Below are 19,854 nucleotides of genomic sequence, written 5' to 3' on the forward strand. Positions count from 1 at the left end.
GGCATGTGAACCGATTTTTGCGTATGTCTCGCGGACTCCCGAGATGGCGCGCGTCTTCCTGATGGATTGATCCGATGGCTGGCATTGAACGCCCGAATCCCGATGAACTGCTCGACAAACTGCAACGCGACGAAGCGCGCGAGCAGCGCGGCCGGCTGAAGATTTTCTTTGGCGCGTCGGCAGGGGTCGGCAAGACGTTTGCCATGCTGCAAGCGGCGCGAAAGCTGCGCGAAGAAGGCACCGACGTGGTGGTCGGGGTACTGGAGACGCATGGCCGCGAAGAGACGGCGCAAATGCTCGAAGGGCTGGAAGTCCTGCCGCAGAAGTCGGTGGAGTATCGCGGGCGGTTGCTGCGCGAGTTCGATCTCGACGGCATGCTGGCGCGCAAACCGGCCGTCGCACTGGTGGACGAACTGGCCCACGCAAACGTGCCCGGCGAGCGCCACATGAAGCGCTGGCAGGACGTCGAAGAGTTGCTGGTTGCCGGCATCGACGTGTACACCACGCTCAACGTGCAGCATCTGGAGCGGCTCAACGACGTAGTCGGCCAGATTACGGGGATTCGTGTCTGGGAGACGTTGCCTGACCGGGTGTTCGATCTGGCGGACGAAGTCAAACTCGTCGACCTGCCGCCCGATGAACTGCTCGAACGGATGCGTGAGGGCAAGGTGTACATGCCCGCGCAAGCCGAGCGGGCGGTGCGCAACTTCTTCCGCAAGGGCAATCTGATTGCGTTGCGTGAACTGGCGCTGCGCCGCACGGCCGATCGGGTCGATGCGCAGATGCGCGAGTACCGCGCCGATCAGTCGATCAGTCATATCTGGCAGGCGCGCGAACGTCTGCTGGTCGCGATCGGGCCGGGCCCAGAAGGCGTGGCACTTGTGCGCGCGGCGGCGCGGCTGGCAGCGAGCCTGCGGGCCGACTGGCTGGCGGTGCATGTCGAAACGCCGGCGATCCTGCGGCAGTCGCAGGTGAGGCGTGAAGGCACGTACGCCACGCTCAAGCTGGCGCAGGAGTTGGGCGCGGAGACGCTGACGCTCGACGGTGCGGATGCCGCGCCGACGTTGCTCGCCTATGCGCAGATGCGCAACGTGTCGAAGATTGTCGTGGGGGCGAGCGGGGCGCGGCGGTGGTGGACCGCACGCACGCCGTTGCATGAGGCATTGATACGGCTCGCGCGAGGCGTGGACGTGGTACTGATCGGCCCGGCAGCGGGCGATGCAACGGCCGACAAGCGCGTGGTGCGGGGCGACTGGCGCGACTGGTTCGACACCGCACCGGAACTCGGACTGGTGGGCGGACCGTGGCGTGCTTACGCGTGGGCGGTCGGCATTTGCGGGGTGGTATCGCTTGCGGCGGCGGAACTGACGCGGTTTCTCGATCTCGCCAATATCGCCATGCTCTACCTGCTGGGCGTGATCATCGCGGCCATGCGGCTGGGGCGTGGGCCGGGCGTGCTGGCGTCATTCCTGTCGGTGGTTGCGTTCGACTTCTTCTTCGTGCCGCCGAAGATGTCGCTGTCGGTCTCTGACACGCAGTACCTTCTCACCTTTGCGGTCATGCTGACGGTGGCCCTTGTCATCAGCCATCTGACGACGAGCCTGCGTTTTCAGGCGCGCTTGGCGACTTGGCGCGAGCGGCGGACGGGCGCGGTCTACGCAATGGCGCGAGAACTCGCGGCGGCGCTGACCACGCCGCAGATCATCGAGATCGGTTCGCGCCACGTGCGGGAAGTGTTTCAGGCACGCGTGGCACTGTTGCTGCCCGACAGTCAGGGAAGTGTGCGGCAGCCGGTGGAGAACGCACAGGCCGAGACTATGCCGGCGCATATCGATACGGATGTCGCGCAATGGGTCTACGACCGGCAGCAGGCCGCCGGGCAGGGCACCGACACGTTGCCCGCGTCGGACGCCTATTACCTGCCGCTGCGCGCGCCGATGCGCACGCGCGGGGTGCTGGTGGTGGCACCGGACAATCCGGCGACGGGGGCGATTGCGACGCCGGAGCAACTGCGTTTGCTGGATACCTTCGCTGCGCAAATCGCACTGGCCCTCGAGCGCGTGCATTACGTCGAGATTGCGCAGGATGCGCTGGTGACCATGGAGTCCGAGCGGCTGCGCAACTCGCTGCTGTCGGCGATTTCGCACGATCTGCGCACGCCGCTCACGTCCATCGTCGGCTTTGCGAGCATGCTCAGCCGCAATGCCGAGACGCCGGGACCGCTGCGCACCGAACTGGTCGATGCGATTCACGAGGAAGCGCAGCGCATGACCGGGCTCGTGACGAATCTGCTCGATATGGCGAAGTTGCAGGCGGGCGGGGTACAGCTCAATCGTCAGTGGCAGATGCTCGAAGAAGTGGTCGGGACGTCGTTGCGTGCATGTCGCCGGGTGTTGGCCGGGCACGAAGTCAGTACCCGGTTGCCGCCAGATCTGCCGCTGCTGCGCTTTGACGCCGTATTGCTGGAGCGGCTCTTTACCAATTTGCTGGAAAACGCGGCCAAATATTCGCCCTCGGGCTCGCACATCGAGATTGCTGCCCGCACGCTCGGCGATGAAGTGGAAGTCAGCGTGAGCGACGACGGGCCGGGGCTGCCGGTCGGGATGGAGGGACGCATTTTCGAGAAATTCATGCGCGGCGAGAAAGAGTCGGCCAAGCCGGGGATTGGCTTGGGGCTCGCGATCTGCCGAGCCATCGTGGAAGCGCACGGCGGTAGAATCGAGGCCGCCAACGTGCCGCAGGGTCACGGTGCGCGTTTCAGTTTCACGCTGCCGGTGGAAACGCCTCCCGTTGAGCCGGAAGTGCCCGATATGAATGAGTCGTCGGGGGACGCCGGATTGAACAGCGATCTTTCCGAGTTACCTGAATCAGCGGAATCACCTGAATCACCTGAACCGCCAGCCTCGCCTGACGCCAAGGTCACAAAAAGTTATGAGTGAACCGACCATCACCATCGTGGTGATTGAAGACGAACGCCAGATCCGCCGGTTTCTGCGCACATCGCTGGAAGCCGAGGGCATGGTGGTGCACGAAGCGGAAGCCGGGCGCCAAGGCATGGTCGAAGCGGCCACGCGCAAGCCCGACCTGCTGATCGTCGATCTTGGGCTGCCCGACATCGATGGCGTGGAAGTCATTCGCGAAGTGCGCGGCTGGACGGATATGCCGATCATCGTGCTGTCTGCCCGCAACGAAGAATCGGAGAAAGTGGTCGCGCTCGACGTGGGGGCCGACGACTATCTGACGAAACCGTTCGGGGTGTCGGAGCTGCTGGCGCGCATTCGTGCCCAGTTGCGCCGCCATCATCGCGGCGGGAATTCCGAGACGCTGGGCGAAGCCTTCGCCTTTGGCGACATCAGCATCGACTTGGCACGGCGAAAAGTGACGCGGGCCGGTGAGGCCGTGCATCTGACGCCCATCGAATACCGCTTGCTCGTCACCCTCGTGCGCCATGCCGGACGCGTGCTCACGCACCGGCAGTTGCTTAAGGAGGTGTGGGGGCCGTCGCACGTCGAGAGCAATCACTATCTGCGCATTTACATGGGCCACCTGCGGCAGAAGCTGGAGGCAGACCCGGCACAGCCCAAACACATCCTGACCGAGACGGGCGTCGGGTACCGGCTGGAAGTCGATACGACGGCGTAGCGCCCCGCATCAATTCCATGTCACCGGTAGGGCGTCCTACGGAAGGGCGCCTGCTTTGCTAAAATCCGGGGGTTCCGTCGACCGCCCCATGCGGCAATGATCCGAATTTGATTCGGTTTCCGATGGAACCCGTTGTGCCGGGACGACCCGGTGCACGGATTCACTTTTCTTCCGGGGACGACCCCGATCTGTCCATTCATCGGAGTCATTCATGGCCTGGATCCTTCTCGTCTTTGCGGGATTGCTGGAAGTGGCTTGGGCCGTCGGTCTGAAGTACACGCAAGGCTTTTCGCGGCTGGTGCCGTCTGTTTTCACCATCGTCTCGATGGTCGGCAGCGTGTGGTTGCTGGCGCTGGCCGTTCGTGCGCTGCCGTTGGGCACGGCGTACGCCATCTGGACCGGTATCGGTGCGGTGGGCGCCTTCATTCTCGGCATCATCCTGTTCGGCGAATCGGCCTCGGCGGCACGCATTGCCAGCGTGACGTTGATTCTGGCTGGGCTGGTCGGCCTGAAGCTCACCGCCGCATAAACGAACCCGAACCCGAACACTAACGCGAACGCAGGGCGCGCCGGGGCGCTCCAGCGCGGCCATTTCCGGCCGGAACGGCACCCGCGCGGACCCCCCGAAATGTCACCGGTGGTGCGTTGCCGCAACGCGCGGCATAATGACGCCGTAACGATGATGCCGGTGATGTCGGCAAACTCGGCAATATCCGAAATGCCGGTGACATCGACCTTGAACACCGTTACCGCGTCGGCAGTGCGAGGCGCGTGATCGCACGACGCCGCCATACCGGCGGCAGCGAGGGTCACCATGCTGGAATCGATTGCGCTTGGCGCAGGGCTGTCGTGGGGCAGCGGCCTGCGGTTATACCTGACGGTGTTCTGCGCAGGGCTGGCGGCGCGTCTCGGGTGGTTGCATCTGCCGCCGTCGCTGGCGGTGCTGGCGTCCACGTGGGTGTTGGCGGCGGCCGGTGTACTGGCCGCGATCGAGTTCTTCGCCGACAAGATCCCCTTTGTCGACAGCGCGTGGGATGCGGTGCATACGTTCATCCGCATTCCGGCGGGCATCGTGCTGGGCGCCGCGGCGCTCGGCCAGATGGACCCGACCGTGACCGTGCTGGCCGGACTGGCCGGGGGCGCATTGGCGAGTACGGCGCATCTGGCCAAGGCCGGTAGCCGGGCGCTCATCAACACGTCGCCGGAACCTTTCTCCAATGTGGCGGCCTCAGCCGGCGAAGATGTGTCTACGGTGGGCGGTCTCGCGCTCGCATTCTTCCTGCCGGCGGTCTTTCTCTTGATGTTGCTGGTTTTCGTCGTATTGGCGTGGTGGTGGCTGCCGCGTGTCTGGCGTGGCTGGCGCTCCGTGCTGGCCCGGGTCAAAGGATTGAGGAACGATGGGGTTCACTGATGTTGCCCGCCAGTCGTGGCGGATGTTCCTGCGTGACTGGCGTGCAGGCGAGCTGCACCTGTTGCTCGTGGCACTGCTGTTGGCCGTCGGCGCCCTCTCCAGCGTCGGTTTTCTCTCCGATCGTATGCAGGGCGGGCTTGAGCGCGATGCGCGCCAGATGCTCGCCGCCGATCTCGTCGTTCGCAGCGACGCTCCCTTAGCCCCCGATTTCTCCCGGCAGGCCCACGCCGACGGGCTGGCCACCGCGGTTGTCGCCAACTTTCCCAGCATGGCCAGCGCCATCGGCGAGAACGGTCAGGCGGGCGCCAGCCGGTTGTCCTCCCTCAAGGCCGTGAGCGACGGCTACCCGTTGCGCGGACGTGTGCGCACGGCGCCCGACGCCGCTGCCAACACGCCGGACGCCCCCGCCGCCGATATTCCGGCGCCCGGTACGATCTGGGTCGACGCCGCGCTGCTCGACGCACTGCACGTCAAACCCGGCGATAACGTTCGCGTGGGCAACCGGTCGCTGCGCATCGCCGCCGTCATCACGCGTGAAATGGACCGCGGCTACGGCTTCGGGTCGCTCGCACCGCGCGTCATGATGCGGTTCGATGAACTCCAGTCGACCGGTCTCGTGCAGTTCGGCAGCCGCATCACCTACCGGTTGCTCGTCGCCGGGACCGATGCGCAGGTCAGACAATTCCGTACATGGGCCGGCCCGGCGGCCGAGCAAGCCCGTGGCGTGCATCTCGAATCGCTCGAAGAAGGTCAGCCGCAAGTGCGCCAGACGCTCGACCGGGCTGAGCGCTTCCTCTCGCTCGTGGCGCTGCTGGCGGCCGTGTTGGCCGCGGTTGCCGTCGGTATTGCCGCGCGCCGGTATAGCGAGCGGCACCTCGACGCGTGTGCCGTCATGCGCTGCCTCGGCGTGTCGCGGGGTTCGTTGCGCGGCATGGTGACGCTCGAATTCGTGGGCCTTGCGCTGATCGGCGGCGCGTTGGGCGTTGCGCTGGGTTATGCCGCCCATTGGGCGCTGCTCGCCCAACTGGGGAATGTGATTCCGGCGGGGCTGCCTGCGCCGACGTGGCGTCCGGCGGCATTCGGTCTCGCCAGTGCGCTCGTGATGCTGCTCGGCTTTGCCTTGCCGCCGTTGTTGCCCCTGTCGGAAGTGGCACCGCTGCATGTGCTGCGTCGCGATGTCGTTGGTGGCGCGCGCCGTCAGGGCTGGCTCGCGTATGGGGCGAGTGCGCTGGCGTTTGCGGCGTTGCTGCTCTTCGCTGCCCGTGACCTGCGCCTCGGGGCGATGGTGGCGGGGGGCTTCGTGGCGGGCGCGATCGTGTTCGCGGCGCTCGCGTGGCTGGCAATTCGCGGGCTGGCCGCATGGGCGCGTCGCAGCGGTCCGGCGGGCGGCGCGATGGGAGGCATCGGCTGGCGGTATGCGCTGGCCGGCCTGCGTCGCCGTGGACTGGGCAGTGCCTTGCAGGTGGTCGCGCTGGGGCTGGGGTTGATGGCGTTGCTGTTGCTCGCCGTCACGCGTAACGATCTGGTCGCGGGCTGGCGTCAGTCGAGCCCGGTCGATGCGCCCAACCGCTTCGTTATCGATATCCAGCCGGGTCAGGATGCCCCGGTGCTGGCGCAACTGCGCGCGGCCGGTTTGCCCGACGTGCAGCTCTCCCCGATGATCCGCGCGCGGATGACGGCGATCAACGGCCAGCCCGTGACCGGCGACCGCTATACGGAGGAACGTGCGCGAAGACTGGCGGAGCGGGAATTCAATCTGTCGTACACGACGGCGCTGCCCGACGGCAATCGCGTGACGGCGGGCCAGTGGTATGGCGACGCAACGACACCGCAGATTTCGATGGAAGAGGGCATTGCGAAGACGCTGGGGCTGAAGCTCGGCGACACGCTGCGTTTCGAAGTGACCGGACAGACCATCGATGCGCCGATCACCAGTCTGCGCAAGCTCGACTGGGGATCGATGCGGGTGAATTTCTTCGTGGTCATGCCCCCGGCGGCACTGCGCGACTTCCCGATGACGTGGATCACGTCGTTCCATCTCGACCCGCCCCAGCAGGGCGTGGCCGATGCGCTCGTACGCCAGTTCCCCAACGTGACGGTGATCGATACCGGCGCATTGCTCGCGCAGATTCAGCAGATTCTGTCGCAGGTCATCGATGCCGTGCAGGCGCTGTTCCTGTTCACGCTCGCGGCGGGGGTGCTGGTGCTTTACGCGGCGCTTGCGGGCACGCGTGACGAACGCATGCGCGAGAGTGGCATCTTGCGTGCGTTGGGTGCGTCGTCGCGACAGTTGCGCGACGTGCATCTGGCGGAATTGGTGACGGTGGGGGCGCTGGCTGGTTTGCTGGCAGCGTTCGGTGCCGGGGCGTTAGGTTGGGCACTCGCGCGCTATGTATTCGAGTTCTCGCTGACGTTCAACCCTTGGCTGCCGTTGCTGGGCATCGGGGCGGGCGTGCTGTGCGCGCTGGCCGGTGGGTGGAGCGGCCTGCGGGCGGTGTTGCGCCAGTCGGCGCTGCGCACGCTGCGCGAGGTGTAAGGCGTTTGTTCCAGCGCTCGGGCACAATAGCGGCCATGACGACCGAAAACTCCTCCCAAACTTCCCTGATCGCGGACGACGACGCGCAGGACACGCCTGCGCAGCCGACCGCGTTCTCTTTGCTCGGTGGCGAAGCGCGCGTACGCGAACTCGTCGACCGGTTCTACGATTTGATGGACCTGGAGCCGGAATTCGCCGGTATCCGCAGCCTGCACCCCGAGTCGATGGATGGCTCGCGCGACAAGCTGTTCTGGTTCCTGTGCGGGTGGCTCGGCGGCCCGAACCACTACATCGAGCGGTTCGGCCATCCGATGCTGCGCGCCCGCCATCTGCCGTTCCCGATTGCCAGCAGTGAGCGCGACCAGTGGCTGCGCTGCATCGCACTGGCCATGCAGGACATCGGCGTCGAAGCCTCGCTTCAGGAACGGCTCATGCAGGCGTTCTACGGCACGGCGGACTGGATGCGCAACCGGGCAGGTTGACGCTTCATTCTGCGTGGCTTGCGTCGCTTGACGTCAGACTTGCGTGTGCGCCCCCGGGTTGTCCTCGCCGGATAACCTGCGCTTGAGGTCGGCCGCCCACTCGGGAAGCGCATTCAGCAGGCTGCGACTGTTGTCGTAGATGGCCGCACCGGCGGCGCCGGTCATCATCGACACGGTGGCAGCGATACCGAGATCCCTATCGAACGTCTCTGCCGTATCCGTGCGCTCCTTGGTCGAGTGGTGGGCGTGGGCCTGCGACGCAATGGCCAAACCCCCGGTAACGGCGATACCGATAACGTGCTCTAAGTTGTCCAGACGCTTTTGCGCGGCCTCGGAGTGCCCGCGCTTGTCCGCCAGCCAATGCATCCATGTCATACCGCCGATGTCGCTGGCTTTGGCGTCGGGGTGTGTCCGGTAATGGTCGATCTGCGCGAGCGTGTTGAGTACGCCGGAAACACCGATCGCCAGTGCGACATCGACGCGTACCCACTCGCGGTAACTCTCCTCTTCGCTCTCGAACTCCGCTTCCATCATGTCCGTAAATGGCACGGCGACGCTCATGATCCGTGCCGCCGTGCTGAGCATCCCTTTCGCAATCGCATGCTGACATTCCCGGCGTTCCGGCGCGGGGTCGAGTAGCTGCAAGTTCGCCACTTTCGACGCGAAATGGCGGACCCGGTCGGTGAATCCATCGCGTAACTGCGTCAGGGTGTTGCCGGTACCTGCCGAGGCGGCGCCCGCCTCGTTGGCGGCGGGGTGGCCGGCGTGGGTTGCCGGGTCGAGGAAGGCGGGATGTGTGCTGAAGCTCAGATTCATAGGACTTCCTTCGGGGGAGGGGTGTTCAGAGGGTGGCGAGCAGTTGCCGGGCCCGGAGGCCGAACTCGGCATGCAGCGGAATGCGGCGGCTGATTTCCGCCACGGCTTGTAAGACACTGCGCGCCAGTTCGACGTCTTGCGTCTTGATCAGGCAACAGGCGGCGACGTAGGCGGGCTCGGGGTCTTCCGAATCGAGCATGGCCGCGGTGATCAGCGGGCTCGCGGCCAGCGCATAGGCCTCCCGTTCATAAAGTGCATAACCCAACAGCTTGAGCGCACCCAGATGCAACGGGCGTTTGCGCAGGAGCGCCGTCAGGTGGGTGGCCGCGCTTTCATGATCGCCAGCGTCATAGCGGGCACAGGCATGCAGGAATGCCGCCCGATCCTCCGGATCGCTGTGGGGGGCTTCTGGTCTCATCTCGATTCCTTTCTGTTGACGTGCCACATCGACTGCGGCACTCGGAATCATCCTAAGTGGCCCTCCCGCCCCGTTCTGTTGCGGCAAGACATTGCTTTGGTTTGCGAGACGAATGTCAGATCGTTTGGGAATCGCTGACCGGTTCTTTATGCGCCGTGACTCGTTCGACGCGACTTTGGCCGGATGCCGGGAACTCGGGTGATGCCTTGCGCCGTGCACCGTACTGGTCCGAAAGCGAGGGATTGGCCCTTGTCATGGCAGCCGAAACCGCGCGACTATGTCCAATTCCAGAAGGAGACACCATGTCCACAGAAGCGCTGTTCCGACAAGACGCCTATCTGCGCCAATGCGAGGCGCGCATCACCCATATCGACGAGAACGGCATCATGCTCGATCGCACGGTGTTCTACCCGCTTGGCGGCGGACAGGCCGGCGATGCGGGCGCATTCGTGCTGGCCGACGGTACGCGCCTCGCGATTGCCGACACCCGCAAATCGAAGCAGGAAGGCGCGACGCCTGACGACGCCGTCCACGTGCCCGCCGAAGGACAGGCCGAGGCGCTTGCCGTTCTGAAGGTCGGTGACGTCGTGCAAGCAGAGATCGATTGGGAGCGGCGTTTTCGTCATATGCGCTTTCACACCGCGTCGCATCTGATGTGCGCCGTGTTGCCGCATCCGGTGGACGGTTGCAGCATCACGCCGGAATACGCGCGGCTCGACTTCGTGACCAACGACCCCATCGAGCGCGAGGCCGTCGAAGCAGGGCTGGCTGCACTGGTCGCAGCGGCGCGAGCGGTGCGTATTGACAGCATCAGCGATGAAGAGATGGCGGCGCGCCCGGAACTGGTGCGCACGATGAGCGTGAAGCCGCCGATGGGGCTCGGCCGCGTGCGTCTGGTGAGCATCGAAGGGATCGATCTTCAGCCTTGCGGCGGCACGCATGTGGCCAACACGGCCGAAATCGGCGCGTTGCGCGTGAGCAAGATCGAGAAGAAGACGTCGCGTACGCGTCGTGTCGTGCTGGCGTTTGCATGAGTCTGGCATCATGCGGGCTTCCCGTCCCAAGATGAGAGGCACCATGTCGAACCACTCCCCCGCAACTGCACCCTCGACGAACGTGACAGGCGACGCGCCGTGGCAGGCAGTCCTCGATTTCTGGTTCGGCACGCCGGACGCTGAGGTCTACGGGCTGGCCCGGCCGGAGTGGTTCCGCAAGTCGGACGCGTTCGATGAGGAAATTCGCACACGTTTCGGTGCAAGCTACGCGCAAGCGCTTGCTGGCGAACTCGATGACTGGGCGAACACGCCATTGGGCGCGTGCGCCCTGATCGTGATGCTCGATCAGTTCTCGCGCAATCTGTTCCGGGGCGAGGCGGGGGCATTTGCCGGTGACGCACGGGCGCTGGCGGTAGCGCGACGGTTGGTGGAGGCGGGCGACGATCAGCGTCTGCCGACGCCGCAACACCGCGTGTTCGTCTATCTGCCGTTCGAGCACGACGAATCGCTCGAGAGTCAGCACGTCTCGCTTGAGTTGTACGAGCAACTCGCCAAGTCACATGGGATGGTCGATAACCTCGATTACGCGCGCCGCCACGCGGTAATCATCGAGCGTTTCGGGCGCTATCCGCATCGGAATGCGGCCTTGGGACGCACATCGACGCCCGAGGAAATCGCGTTTCTGAAGGAGCCGGGTTCGTCGTTCTGACGGCCGGTTGGTGACGATTTGTGACGGTGGGTGGCAGGCGAGCGGCTATTGCCGTGCTGCCGCCACCGCCTTGCGCTGCTGATGCCAGCGGATCGCAAAGAAGCCGATGATGTAAGCCAGCGCGGCGCTCACGCAGGCGCTGGTGGCAAGGCCGGTGGCCAGATGCAGCGTTGCCGCGCCGAAATCGAAATTCGTCACCTGCGTCCACAGGCTTTCACTGGCGCGTGTAGCGGCCGCAACGCTCGCCTCGATCTCTTCCCGGGGCGACCATTCCAGCATCCAACGCCCCAGACGGTGCGCCCCCAGATACACGAACGGCACCGTCAACGGGTTGGTAATGAACGTGCCCGCCGCGGCGATGAACAAATTGCCGCGCAGGAATGCCGCCGCCAGCAGCGCCACGAGAATCTGTCCCACCGGGAACAGAATGCCGAAGAACACCCCGCACGCCAGCCCGATCGCCACACCGCGCGGAGTCGCTTTCCACAAGCTGCGACGCAGCAACAGACCCGCATGCGGGCGCAGCCAGCGAGAGCGCAAGAGCCGCATCGGGCGAAGCATCTTTAACATCATGGGTAGGTCGCTCGTCGAGGAAGGGAAACCCGGGCGGGCACGGGGCAACTGATGTCTGAGTTGTGTGCGTCACAAGAGTTCAACGGCAAGCCCGGCATGGGCGAACGCTTGCAGCAACGGCGCCAAGCGAAGTGTGGGGACGCGTGGGAAGGTGAGGCGAGGATAATCCCGCGCGGCCATCACACTGACCGCGCGGCAGGGTGCTGAGCCCTTAGATTTGCGTGCGCTGGTCCGACCAGCGATTGATTTGCGACGGCTTGAAGTGGCGCACGGTTTCGAGCAACGCTTCGGGCGATGCCGCCACCTGCAACTGATCGAGTTGCGGGCCCTTGAGGAATTGCTCGGTGACCATCGACTTCAGGAACACGAGCAGCGGATCGTAATACTGCTCGACGTTCAGCAGGCCGATCGGCTTGGCGTGGTAACCGATCTGCAACCACGTGAACACTTCGAACAGCTCTTCGCACGTGCCGATACCGCCCGGCATGGCGATGAACGCGTCCGACAGATCGGCCATCATCTGCTTGCGCTGGTGCATGTTCTCGACCACATGCAATTCGGTCAGCCCGGTATGGCCGACTTCCTTCTCCATCAACGCTTTCGGAATAATGCCGATGACCTGACCGCCATGCGCGAGCACGGCATCCGCAATGATGCCCATCAGGCCGACTTTGCCTCCGCCGTACACGAGCCGGATACCGGCTTCGGCCATATGACGGCCCAGCTCACGTGCCGCTTCGGCATAGGCCGGGCGCACGCCGGTCGCGGCGCCGCAATAAATACAAATGGATTTGACTTCCGGGGTCATGCCTTACTGCACTCCTTTGGACGATGATTCGTGAGCCATCCGGTCGTACATCGCGCGTGAGCTGCCTTTCAGATACGGCGCCATTTGCGAGAGGATGTGATAGCTCGCCTGATGCAGGCCCGCGCCGATCTCCTCCGGATCGTTGTACTTACGCGGATTCATCACGAATTGATAAGACAACCAGTACGTGGAGAGCACCACCATGTTGGTGGTGACCACTTCGATCTGCTCCGACGTGATTTCCATTTCGCCGTCGGCGACGAGCATGTCGCACATCTCGCGCGCGAAGCGCTTCTTGTGGCCGACGATCTGTTTGAAGTGCGTCTCGAGCGTACGGTTACGGGCGAGCAGATCGTTCAGATCGCGGTACAGGAAGCGGAAGCGCCACAGAAACTCGGACATGTATTGCAGATACGTCCAGACTTCATCGAGCGTCGGTTTGTGATCGTCGGGCAGCCGCAGTCGCCGTTCGATTTCCTGCTCGAACTGCGCAAAGATGCTGTTGATGATGTCGTCTTTGTTGCGGAAGTGATAGTACAGATTGCCGGGGCTGATTTTCATCTCCTCGGCAATCGTGGTGGTCGTAACGTTGGGTTCGCCGATTTCGTTGAAGAGTCGAAGCGACACTTCAAGAATTCGTTCGCGGGTTCGGCGTGGCGGCTTTGCTTCCATGTCTGTCGGCCCCGGTTGGCGGCAAGCTCGGCGAAGGAGTTTCTCCGCTTGCGTTTATGAAATAAGTATCACTTGGTACGGCGCCGATTATACCCGGCAGCGGGGCGCTGCCAAGCGTGGGAAGGTGCGCCGTGAGCGATCTTAGAAAAACGCGGAGCGAACGAGTTCGACGATGACGGGGCCAGCCAGAGACGCCCAGGTGAGCAAGCACAGGCCGAGTGCAATGAGCACGGCGGCGCTGCCGAAATCCTTGGCACGTTTGGAGAGTTCGTGCCGTTCAAGGGAAATACGGTCAATGGCCGCTTCGATGCTCGAATTGACCAGCTCGATGATCAGCACGAGCAGGATCGATCCGATGAGCAGTACGCGCTCGACGGCGGTGACCGGCAGGAAGATCGCGGCCGGCAGCAAGATGGCGGCAAGCGCCAGCTCCTGCCGGAAAGCGCTCTCTTCGAACACGGCAAACTTGAATCCGGACAAGGAGTACTTCAATGCACGCCAGGCGCGCATGACGCCCCGGTTGCCCTTGTACGGATTCGGCGTTTTGTCGCGTGGCGGCGGATGGTCGATGAACAAGCGTCAGGTTCCTCGCCGCAACGGGCTTGAGAGGGAGATCAGAGGGCAGGCGCGAGCGATGACGACTCGGGCGTGCGCGGGTGCAGGTGCGAAACAAACTCTTCTGAGGCAGCCTGCCACGAGAAACGTTCCGCCCATGCCCGTGCACTTTCGCGCGAGACCTTGAGCGCATCGAGACACGCTTCGCGCAGGTCTTCACGCAGGGCCCCCGCATCGCCTTCCGGGCACCCGTGCATCACGTCGATGGGGCCGGTGACCGGGTACGCCGCCACGGGCAGGCCGCAGGCCATCGCTTCGAGCAGCACCAGTCCGAACGTGTCGGTGCGGCTCGGGAAGACGAACACGTCGGCCGACGCGTACACCTTCGCAAGCTCGGGCTGCGAGAGCATGCCGAGATAATTCACATCGGGATAACGCGAGCGAAGCTCCGCCAGTTGCGGCCCTTCACCGGCGACCCATTTCGAGCCCGGCAGGTCAAGCTTCAGAAATGCCTCAATGTTCTTCTCCACGGCAACGCGTCCTACGTAGAGGAAGATCGGATGGGCTGAATTTAACACATGCGATTCCTGCGGGCGGAAGATGTCGAGATCGACGCCGCGGGTCCACAGCACCACGTTGTTGAAGCCGTTGGCTTCGAGATCGCGCTTGACCACGGGCGTGGGCGCCATCACGGCGCGCGATGGCTTGTGGAACCAACGCAGAAAGCGGTACGTGGTGGCCAGCGGCAGGCCGAAACGCGCCTGCACGTACTCGGGGAAACGCGTGTGATACGCCGTGGTGAACGGAAAATCGTTGCGCTTGGCCCATTTGCGCGCGGCCATGCCGAGCGGGCCTTCCGTGGCGATGTGCAGCGCATCGGGCGCGAACTCTTCGATGCGGCGTTTCACCTGCCCCCCGACGAAAAAGGCCAGTCGAATCTCGGGGTAGGTGGGGCACGGCACCGTGCGGAATTCCTGCGGCGTGAGCAGCTCGACGCGATGGCCGGCGGCCTCCAGTTGAGCGCGCGTGTTCTTCAGCGTGCGAACCACACCGTTAATCTGCGGATCCCAGGCGTCGGTGACGATCATGATTTTCATCGGGCGCTCCTTCGCGCACATGGCGCGAGTCATAGGTGAAGTCATCGGGGTCAGCACTGACGCGTTGGTGCACGTAGGCAATTACGCGCTTATGCACCTACGCACCTAAGCACTTAAGCACTTAAGCGCTGACCGGCGTGCTCTTGGCAGTGGCGGGAACGCCACGTTTTTGCGTCCAGTAGATGATGCGTAACTCGCCTTCGGTGGTTTCGACCAGCGCCGAAAGGCTCTCGACCCAGTCGCCGTCGTTGCAGTACAGCAGGCCGTCGATCTCGCGAATCTCCGGTTTATGAATATGGCCGCACACCACGCCGTCGCAACCGCGGCGGCGCGCTTCGTCGGCCATGACGTTCTCGAACGCCGAGATGAAGTTCACGGCGTTCTTCACCTGATGCTTCAAATACTGCGAGAGCGACCAGTACGGGAAACCGAAGCGCGTGCGCACTCGGTTGAACCAGCGGTTGAGCAGCAGCGTGAGCGTGTAGAGCGAGTCGCCCAGATACGCGAGCCACTTGGCGTGCTGAATCACACCGTCGAACAGGTCGCCGTGCGTGATCCAGAGGCGCTTTCCCGTGAGCGTGGTGTGGAAGGCTTCGTCGCGCACCGCGATGTCTCCGAACGCGAGGCCGCAGAACTGCCGCGCCGCTTCGTCGTGATTGCCCGGCACATAAATCACCTGCGTACCCTTGCGCGCCCGGCGCAGCATCTTCTGCACGACGTCGTTGTGCGCTTGCGGCCAGTGCCAGCCCTTGCGCAGGTGCCACCCGTCGATGATGTCGCCCACGAGATAGAGGTAGTCCGACTCGTGATGGCGCAGAAAGTCGAGCAGGTACTCCGCCTGACAGCCCTGCGTGCCCAGATGGATGTCCGAGAGCCAGATGGTGCGATAGCGCGTGATGCCTTCGGGCGGCGGATCGAGCGGATCGGGGGTGTCGGGCGGCAGATCGATCGTGGAGGGCGGGGCGGCGGGGGGCGTAGCGGGCGGGGCGGTGGGGCGTCCCGGTGGGGCGTCGGCGAAGCGTCCGGCGCGAGCCGCAGGGGGAGTGATCGGCAGCTCAAAGGTGGGTGTCGTCGTCATAGCGGCTCGCACGTCGCGTTGAACATGCGAGCATTACGCCGTGCCTTCGTGAAGGCACGATGACAGTCACGGACGTGTCTTGAATGTGTCTTGAACCGTGGCGGCGATGCGACAGCGTCACGCCCCGTGGCGTAAGCCTTGCGCGACACGTTCGAGGGTTTCCAGAACCAGCGCCCGCGCCCGCGGATGCGTGCCGAGGGACACATGGCCGAGCCCGTCGAGTGCGATATTGCGCGCGCCCGGTAGTACGGAAGTGCGCACGGGATACACGACATTGTCGTGATACGTGTAAATCGACGTGATGCGTGTGCGCTCCGCGTCGCTTTCGCCGTTCGCAAGGGCCACCAGCCATTCGCTGCCGAGGCCCATCTGGTGCACGTTGCGCCCGATGCCGTGACGCGCGTGCAGCGTGCCGAAATGCGGCGAGCCGAGCGTGACGGTATGGATGACGGGCAGCGTCGGAAAGCGGCGCAGGCAGGCGCGCGCGGCAATACCGCCCATGCTGTGCCCGATCAGCACAACCGGCAGGCGGGTGCGTTCGGCCAAGGCTTGGGTGGCGTTGGCGATGGTCTCGGCGTACGCGTCGATATCGCCGAACATCGGCCCGAGATTGATCGCGTCGTTGTGATATCCCGCGTCGGCCAGATGGTGCGAAAAGCGCAGCCAGAACGCGCGATTGCAGCCGTAGCCGTGCAGTAGCAGCACGGCCACCGGACGCGCCGGGCCGGTGGGCGCCGCCGTGGGTGCGGTGCTGCGCCAAGGCTGGTAGACATCGAGCAGCAGGATCGAGGCCGCACACTCATAGGCCCAGATAGCGATGTTCGTGCCGCCGCTGGTGCGCCGTTCGGGGGTGGGGTCGGCATTGGCCGCCATGGTGAAGCCGGCGGCGAGCCCGACGGCGTGCGACACCGGCAGCCAGAGCAGCGTCCACAGCAATGTGGTCCACGGGCTGTGCCACGTGGCCCATGTGGCGGCGGCGACGACGAGCGAGAGCAGAATCTCGACGCCGCCGAAGATGACGTGCGGGCGCGATGCGCGAGAGGGGCGGACTGCCGCAGCGGTACCGGGCTGAGCGGGCGTGCCCGGGGTGTCGGGGTTGTCGGGGGTGCCCGGGGTGCCGGGGTCGCGCGGTGGACTCATTTGCCCAGTACGCTCACGAGGCGCGTGCCCGCGAGGCGGTCGTGCACGAACTGGTGATCGGGCATGACGCGCATGGCGAGTGCCCAGATCACGATCCAGCCACTGAGCAGCGCAACGCTGTTCCACCCGGTCAGCCCCAGCGTCCAGTCGAGCGCCATCGCCGGCAAGACCCAGAGCCACGCGAGCACGTAGCGTGCAATGGCGCGGCCGAAGCCGAGTGGCTGACCATGCGCATCGACCACGCGAATCTTCCACGTCTTCATGGCGAGCGTCTGCCCGCCATGCGTCCAGAACCATACGAAGTAAGCCCCCAGCACGAGGAACAACCACGCCTGCATCGCATGGCGATACATCAGCCCGCTGTGCTGCTGGGTCAGTGCGCTGAACAGGTAGCCGGCGAGAAACAGCACGCCGAAGAGCAGCAGCGACTCGTAGACCATCGACAACAGGCGTCGGCGCAGCGTCGGCACGGCGTAGCTGCCGCCATCGGGCGCGGACGTGGCGGCCCCGGAGCGTGACTGGGCCGCGGCGAGTGGGGCGGATGCGCCGTGTGATGCGGTTGATGCGGTTGAGGCGGACGAAGGATCGCGAGTGGTGGCGGAGTCGGTCATCGCAGCGTGGTCTGAGGTCTTATTGTCGGGGGCGCTCAGGTGCACCGGTCAAGGCGCGCCCGCGCCGGGCAATGCGTCGCCCATTATGCGGAAGATTGCGGCGATGGGCCAGCCAGTCGGCCGGTCCAGCGATGTCGCGGGGCGCCCCAATGCAAAACGGCCGCCCGGAGGCGGCCGTCTGGCGACGCGTTGGCAAGGCCACGCGATCAATTGTGGTGGTACAGATCCGAGTTGAAGACGGCGTCGCCGCGATCGTTGACCGAATTGCCGTTGGCGGTCGCTGCGCTGGCCGCGGCGGCGGTGCCACCTGCTGCGGCCGCCGAAGCGCTCTGGCCCGTGGCGGGTGCGGCAGCGGGAGCGGATGCGCCACCCGGTGCGGGCGCCGGGGACGGTACCGGCAGGGCGCCGTTCTTGCCCGCGGTGCCTGCATCCTTGCGGTGCACGGCCGAGTACGGATTCTTCACGCCCGTGCGGCCCGACGGCGGCGCGCTTACCACGTTGGGACGGTTGGACTGCTTCTTGTCGTCCGCGGCCAGACGCTTCTTCTGATCGTCGGTGAGTTGCTGATATTGCTGCCAGACCTGCGCCTTACGGTCCGGTGGCAAGGTCTTGGCGTTCTGATAGCTTTCGCGCGCCAGCTGGCGCTGCTCGGGCGTCAGGCGAACCCAGTCGGCCATGCGGTCGTGCAGGCGCTTGCGGCCTTCGGGCGAAAGCGTATCGAAGCGTTTGGCGATCTCGACCCACTTCTCGCGCTGGCGCTCGCTCATGCGATTCCAGTCCTGTGCGAGCGGCGACAGGGCTTCGCGTTGCGCGGGGGTGAGTTTGGCCCAATAGCCACCGGGCGAGGGCAGCGCGGCTGCCGGGGTGCTGGCAGTGGCGCCGGAGAGGCTGCCCACGGCGACACTGGCGACACCGGGCGCGCCCGCCGCTGCCGATGCGCCTGAGGCGCCGGTAGCGGCGATGACCGGCGGTGCGTCGGAGATCGGCTCGGGGGCTTGCGAGCGGCGCAGCGCTGCCGTGCCGGCGAGCGCGGCCACGATAAGCGCGGCGACCAGAAAAAGTACGTTGCGTCGCGTCACAGGGCGGTCTTGGAGGGTGGGACTACTGGGCACGCTTCAGATAGGCGTTGAAACCGTGATCGGCATAAGCCGACAGCGGCAGTTCGTCGCTAAGTACTGCGGCATCGATGTCCGCGAGGTCCTGAATGTGTTGCTGATGTTCCCAGTAGGCGATACCCGCCAGACCGACCACCAAGGCGGCGAGCGGCCAGAGCAAGCCCAGACGGCCCAATTTGTCGAATGCGCGGCGCGGCCCGCCGATTTCCGGCGTACCTCCCACGGCACCGACACCTGCGAGCACCAGCGCCGGTTGCACAACGGCCACCGGTTCGGGTTTCTTGCGCGCAAGCGCCTCCTGGCGTGCAGCCGCCAACCGGGCCGCAATATTCGGCGACGGTGCGTCGGACGCTTCGTCAAGCAGCAGTCGCACGCGATGTGCGAAGCGAATTTCCCTCGTTTCCAGATCGTGACTCATAACCTGATCCCTTTTGCCTTCAACGCTGCCGCCAGCGCGTGAGTCGCGCGTGAGCAGTGCGTCTTGACGCTGCCTTCCGAGCACCCCATCGTGGCAGCGGTCTCGGCAACGTCCATGTCCTCCCAGTAACGCATGAGGAAGGCTTCTCGTTGACGTGCAGGTAGCTTCTGTATCTCGGATTCAATAATGGAGAGGATTTCCGCGCGTGAAACCTGGTCCTCGCTGCTCTCGGTCTGTACTGACCCATCCTGCGATAGCAAGGTTTCCAGCGGATCGTAATCGTCGCGGTCGTCGTCACTGGCGCCGCCAAGATTCGAGAATAGCGTCACCCAGGTGTTGCGCACCTTTTGACGCCGGAAATAGTCGTGAATCGTGTTTTGCAGAATGCGCGTGAAGAGCAGCGGCAGATCGGCCGGCGGCTTGTCGCCGTACTTCTCGGCGAGGCGGATCATCGCATCCTGAACGATATCGAGGGCGGCCTCGTCGTCGCGAACGGCATAGACGGCCTGCTTGAAGGCGCGCCGTTCGATGCCCGCGAGAAAATCCGCCAGTTCCTTGTCAGATGCCATCCGGTGGGGTGCACGCAGCGTTGCCCGCTGCGCCTTTGAAATGCCGTGTAAGCGTAAAGATTACGTAAAGATCGCGTAGTCGGTGCGGATGCTACCAAAAACGCGCGCCTATGTAACCGCTTTTCACCGCGTGTGCTTCATTGCCACACGTAATGATCAGAAAGGCTTCCTATCGTGTAAGGATTGTGCACCAGCATGGGGCGCAATAG

Annotated in this window: 21 protein-coding genes; 8 read left to right on the plus strand and 13 right to left on the minus strand. The window is 64.6% G+C overall.

Translation table 11 applies throughout. From position 1 onward, the window contains the following. The first annotated feature begins 83 nt into the window (after nucleotides 1-83). The 6 genes from PIN31009_RS17545 (at nucleotide 84) to PIN31009_RS17570 (ending at nucleotide 8,071) form a co-directional block, all read left to right on the plus strand. The gene (locus PIN31009_RS17545) at nucleotides 84-2,939 is read left to right on the plus strand and encodes a sensor histidine kinase (protein ID WP_150791154.1); all 2,856 of its coding nucleotides are present in this window, start codon (nucleotides 84-86) and stop codon (nucleotides 2,937-2,939) included. After that, nucleotides 2,932-3,642 (plus strand): two-component system response regulator KdpE, encoded by a 711-nt coding sequence (kdpE, locus tag PIN31009_RS17550; protein ID WP_087687006.1) that lies wholly within the window; start codon nucleotides 2,932-2,934, stop codon nucleotides 3,640-3,642. The genes PIN31009_RS17545 and kdpE overlap by 8 nt, the downstream gene beginning before the upstream one ends. A gap of 211 nt (nucleotides 3,643-3,853) precedes the next feature. Continuing rightward, nucleotides 3,854-4,171: a quaternary ammonium compound efflux SMR transporter SugE gene (gene sugE, locus PIN31009_RS17555; RefSeq protein ID WP_150791129.1), complete on the plus strand. Its 318-nt coding sequence runs from the start codon at nucleotides 3,854-3,856 to the stop codon at nucleotides 4,169-4,171. A 285-nt stretch (nucleotides 4,172-4,456) separates the two neighbouring features. After that, complete coding sequence (locus PIN31009_RS17560) at nucleotides 4,457-5,053, plus strand: DUF4126 domain-containing protein (RefSeq protein WP_058378117.1); 597 nt, start codon at nucleotides 4,457-4,459, stop codon at nucleotides 5,051-5,053. Next, on the plus strand, nucleotides 5,040-7,589 hold the full coding sequence (locus PIN31009_RS17565; RefSeq protein ID WP_246185728.1) for an ABC transporter permease: 2,550 nt from the start codon (nucleotides 5,040-5,042) through the stop codon (nucleotides 7,587-7,589). Before PIN31009_RS17560 ends, PIN31009_RS17565 begins: the two co-directional genes overlap by 14 nt. Nucleotides 7,590-7,624: 35 nt before the next feature. Continuing rightward, complete coding sequence (locus PIN31009_RS17570; protein ID WP_150791130.1) at nucleotides 7,625-8,071, plus strand: group II truncated hemoglobin; 447 nt, start codon at nucleotides 7,625-7,627, stop codon at nucleotides 8,069-8,071. Nucleotides 8,072-8,104: 33 nt separating this feature from the next. Here the strand turns inward: PIN31009_RS17570 and PIN31009_RS17575 are convergent, their stop codons facing one another. Both PIN31009_RS17575 and PIN31009_RS17580 read right to left on the minus strand, forming a co-directional pair. Next, entirely contained in the window at nucleotides 8,105-8,887 is a 783-nt protein-coding gene (locus PIN31009_RS17575; RefSeq protein ID WP_150791131.1) for a hypothetical protein, read from the minus strand. A 25-nt stretch (nucleotides 8,888-8,912) separates the two neighbouring features. Beyond that, entirely contained in the window at nucleotides 8,913-9,356 is a 444-nt protein-coding gene (locus PIN31009_RS17580) for a tetratricopeptide repeat protein (protein ID WP_150791132.1), read from the minus strand. A gap of 251 nt (nucleotides 9,357-9,607) precedes the next feature. Here PIN31009_RS17580 and PIN31009_RS17585 point away from each other — a divergent pair, with 251 nt between their 5' ends. Together PIN31009_RS17585 and PIN31009_RS17590 are read left to right on the plus strand one after the other, a co-directional pair. After that, on the plus strand, nucleotides 9,608-10,339 hold the full coding sequence (locus PIN31009_RS17585) for an alanyl-tRNA editing protein (RefSeq protein WP_150791133.1): 732 nt from the start codon (nucleotides 9,608-9,610) through the stop codon (nucleotides 10,337-10,339). A 43-nt stretch (nucleotides 10,340-10,382) separates the two neighbouring features. Further along, nucleotides 10,383-11,009, plus strand: a complete 627-nt coding sequence (locus PIN31009_RS17590; RefSeq protein WP_246185729.1) for a DUF924 family protein — start codon at nucleotides 10,383-10,385, stop codon at nucleotides 11,007-11,009. Between the two features lie 45 nt (nucleotides 11,010-11,054). On the opposite strand, the gene PIN31009_RS17595 is transcribed toward PIN31009_RS17590, so the two are convergent. The 11 genes from PIN31009_RS17595 to PIN31009_RS17645 form a co-directional block, all read right to left on the minus strand. Continuing rightward, a complete protein-coding gene (locus PIN31009_RS17595; protein ID WP_150791134.1) occupies nucleotides 11,055-11,582 on the minus strand; it encodes a DUF2062 domain-containing protein in 528 nt (175 codons plus the stop codon). A 211-nt stretch (nucleotides 11,583-11,793) separates the two neighbouring features. Further along, nucleotides 11,794-12,390, minus strand: coding sequence for an LOG family protein (locus tag PIN31009_RS17600; RefSeq protein ID WP_058378124.1), 597 nt, complete (start codon nucleotides 12,388-12,390; stop codon nucleotides 11,794-11,796). Between the two features lie 3 nt (nucleotides 12,391-12,393). Then, nucleotides 12,394-13,062, minus strand: a complete 669-nt coding sequence (locus PIN31009_RS17605; RefSeq protein ID WP_058378125.1) for a TetR/AcrR family transcriptional regulator — start codon at nucleotides 13,060-13,062, stop codon at nucleotides 12,394-12,396. Nucleotides 13,063-13,203: 141 nt separating this feature from the next. Then, a complete protein-coding gene (locus PIN31009_RS17610) occupies nucleotides 13,204-13,638 on the minus strand; it encodes a diacylglycerol kinase (RefSeq protein WP_150684542.1) in 435 nt (144 codons plus the stop codon). 38 nt (nucleotides 13,639-13,676) lie between these two features. After that, complete coding sequence (locus tag PIN31009_RS17615) at nucleotides 13,677-14,714, minus strand: glycosyltransferase family 4 protein (protein WP_150684541.1); 1,038 nt, start codon at nucleotides 14,712-14,714, stop codon at nucleotides 13,677-13,679. A gap of 121 nt (nucleotides 14,715-14,835) precedes the next feature. Then, nucleotides 14,836-15,792, minus strand: a complete 957-nt coding sequence (locus PIN31009_RS17620) for a UDP-2,3-diacylglucosamine diphosphatase (protein WP_425495495.1) — start codon at nucleotides 15,790-15,792, stop codon at nucleotides 14,836-14,838. 117 nt (nucleotides 15,793-15,909) lie between these two features. Then, nucleotides 15,910-16,932, minus strand: a complete 1,023-nt coding sequence (locus PIN31009_RS17625) for an esterase/lipase family protein (protein ID WP_150791135.1) — start codon at nucleotides 16,930-16,932, stop codon at nucleotides 15,910-15,912. Continuing rightward, a complete protein-coding gene (locus tag PIN31009_RS17630; protein WP_150791136.1) occupies nucleotides 16,929-17,543 on the minus strand; it encodes an RDD family protein in 615 nt (204 codons plus the stop codon). Before PIN31009_RS17630 ends, PIN31009_RS17625 begins: the two co-directional genes overlap by 4 nt. Before the next feature lie 206 nt (nucleotides 17,544-17,749). Then, the gene (locus tag PIN31009_RS17635; RefSeq protein ID WP_174997250.1) at nucleotides 17,750-18,622 is read right to left on the minus strand and encodes a DUF3106 domain-containing protein; all 873 of its coding nucleotides are present in this window, start codon (nucleotides 18,620-18,622) and stop codon (nucleotides 17,750-17,752) included. Nucleotides 18,623-18,644: 22 nt separating this feature from the next. Then, nucleotides 18,645-19,076 (minus strand): DUF3619 family protein, encoded by a 432-nt coding sequence (locus PIN31009_RS17640; RefSeq protein WP_150684537.1) that lies wholly within the window; start codon nucleotides 19,074-19,076, stop codon nucleotides 18,645-18,647. Further along, a complete protein-coding gene (locus PIN31009_RS17645) occupies nucleotides 19,073-19,645 on the minus strand; it encodes an RNA polymerase sigma factor (RefSeq protein WP_150684536.1) in 573 nt (190 codons plus the stop codon). The genes PIN31009_RS17640 and PIN31009_RS17645 overlap by 4 nt, the downstream gene beginning before the upstream one ends. Nucleotides 19,646-19,854 lie beyond the last annotated feature (209 nt).

It is taken from the genome of Pandoraea iniqua (assembly GCF_902459685.1).
In the GTDB taxonomy this organism is placed as follows: domain Bacteria; phylum Pseudomonadota; class Gammaproteobacteria; order Burkholderiales; family Burkholderiaceae; genus Pandoraea; species Pandoraea iniqua.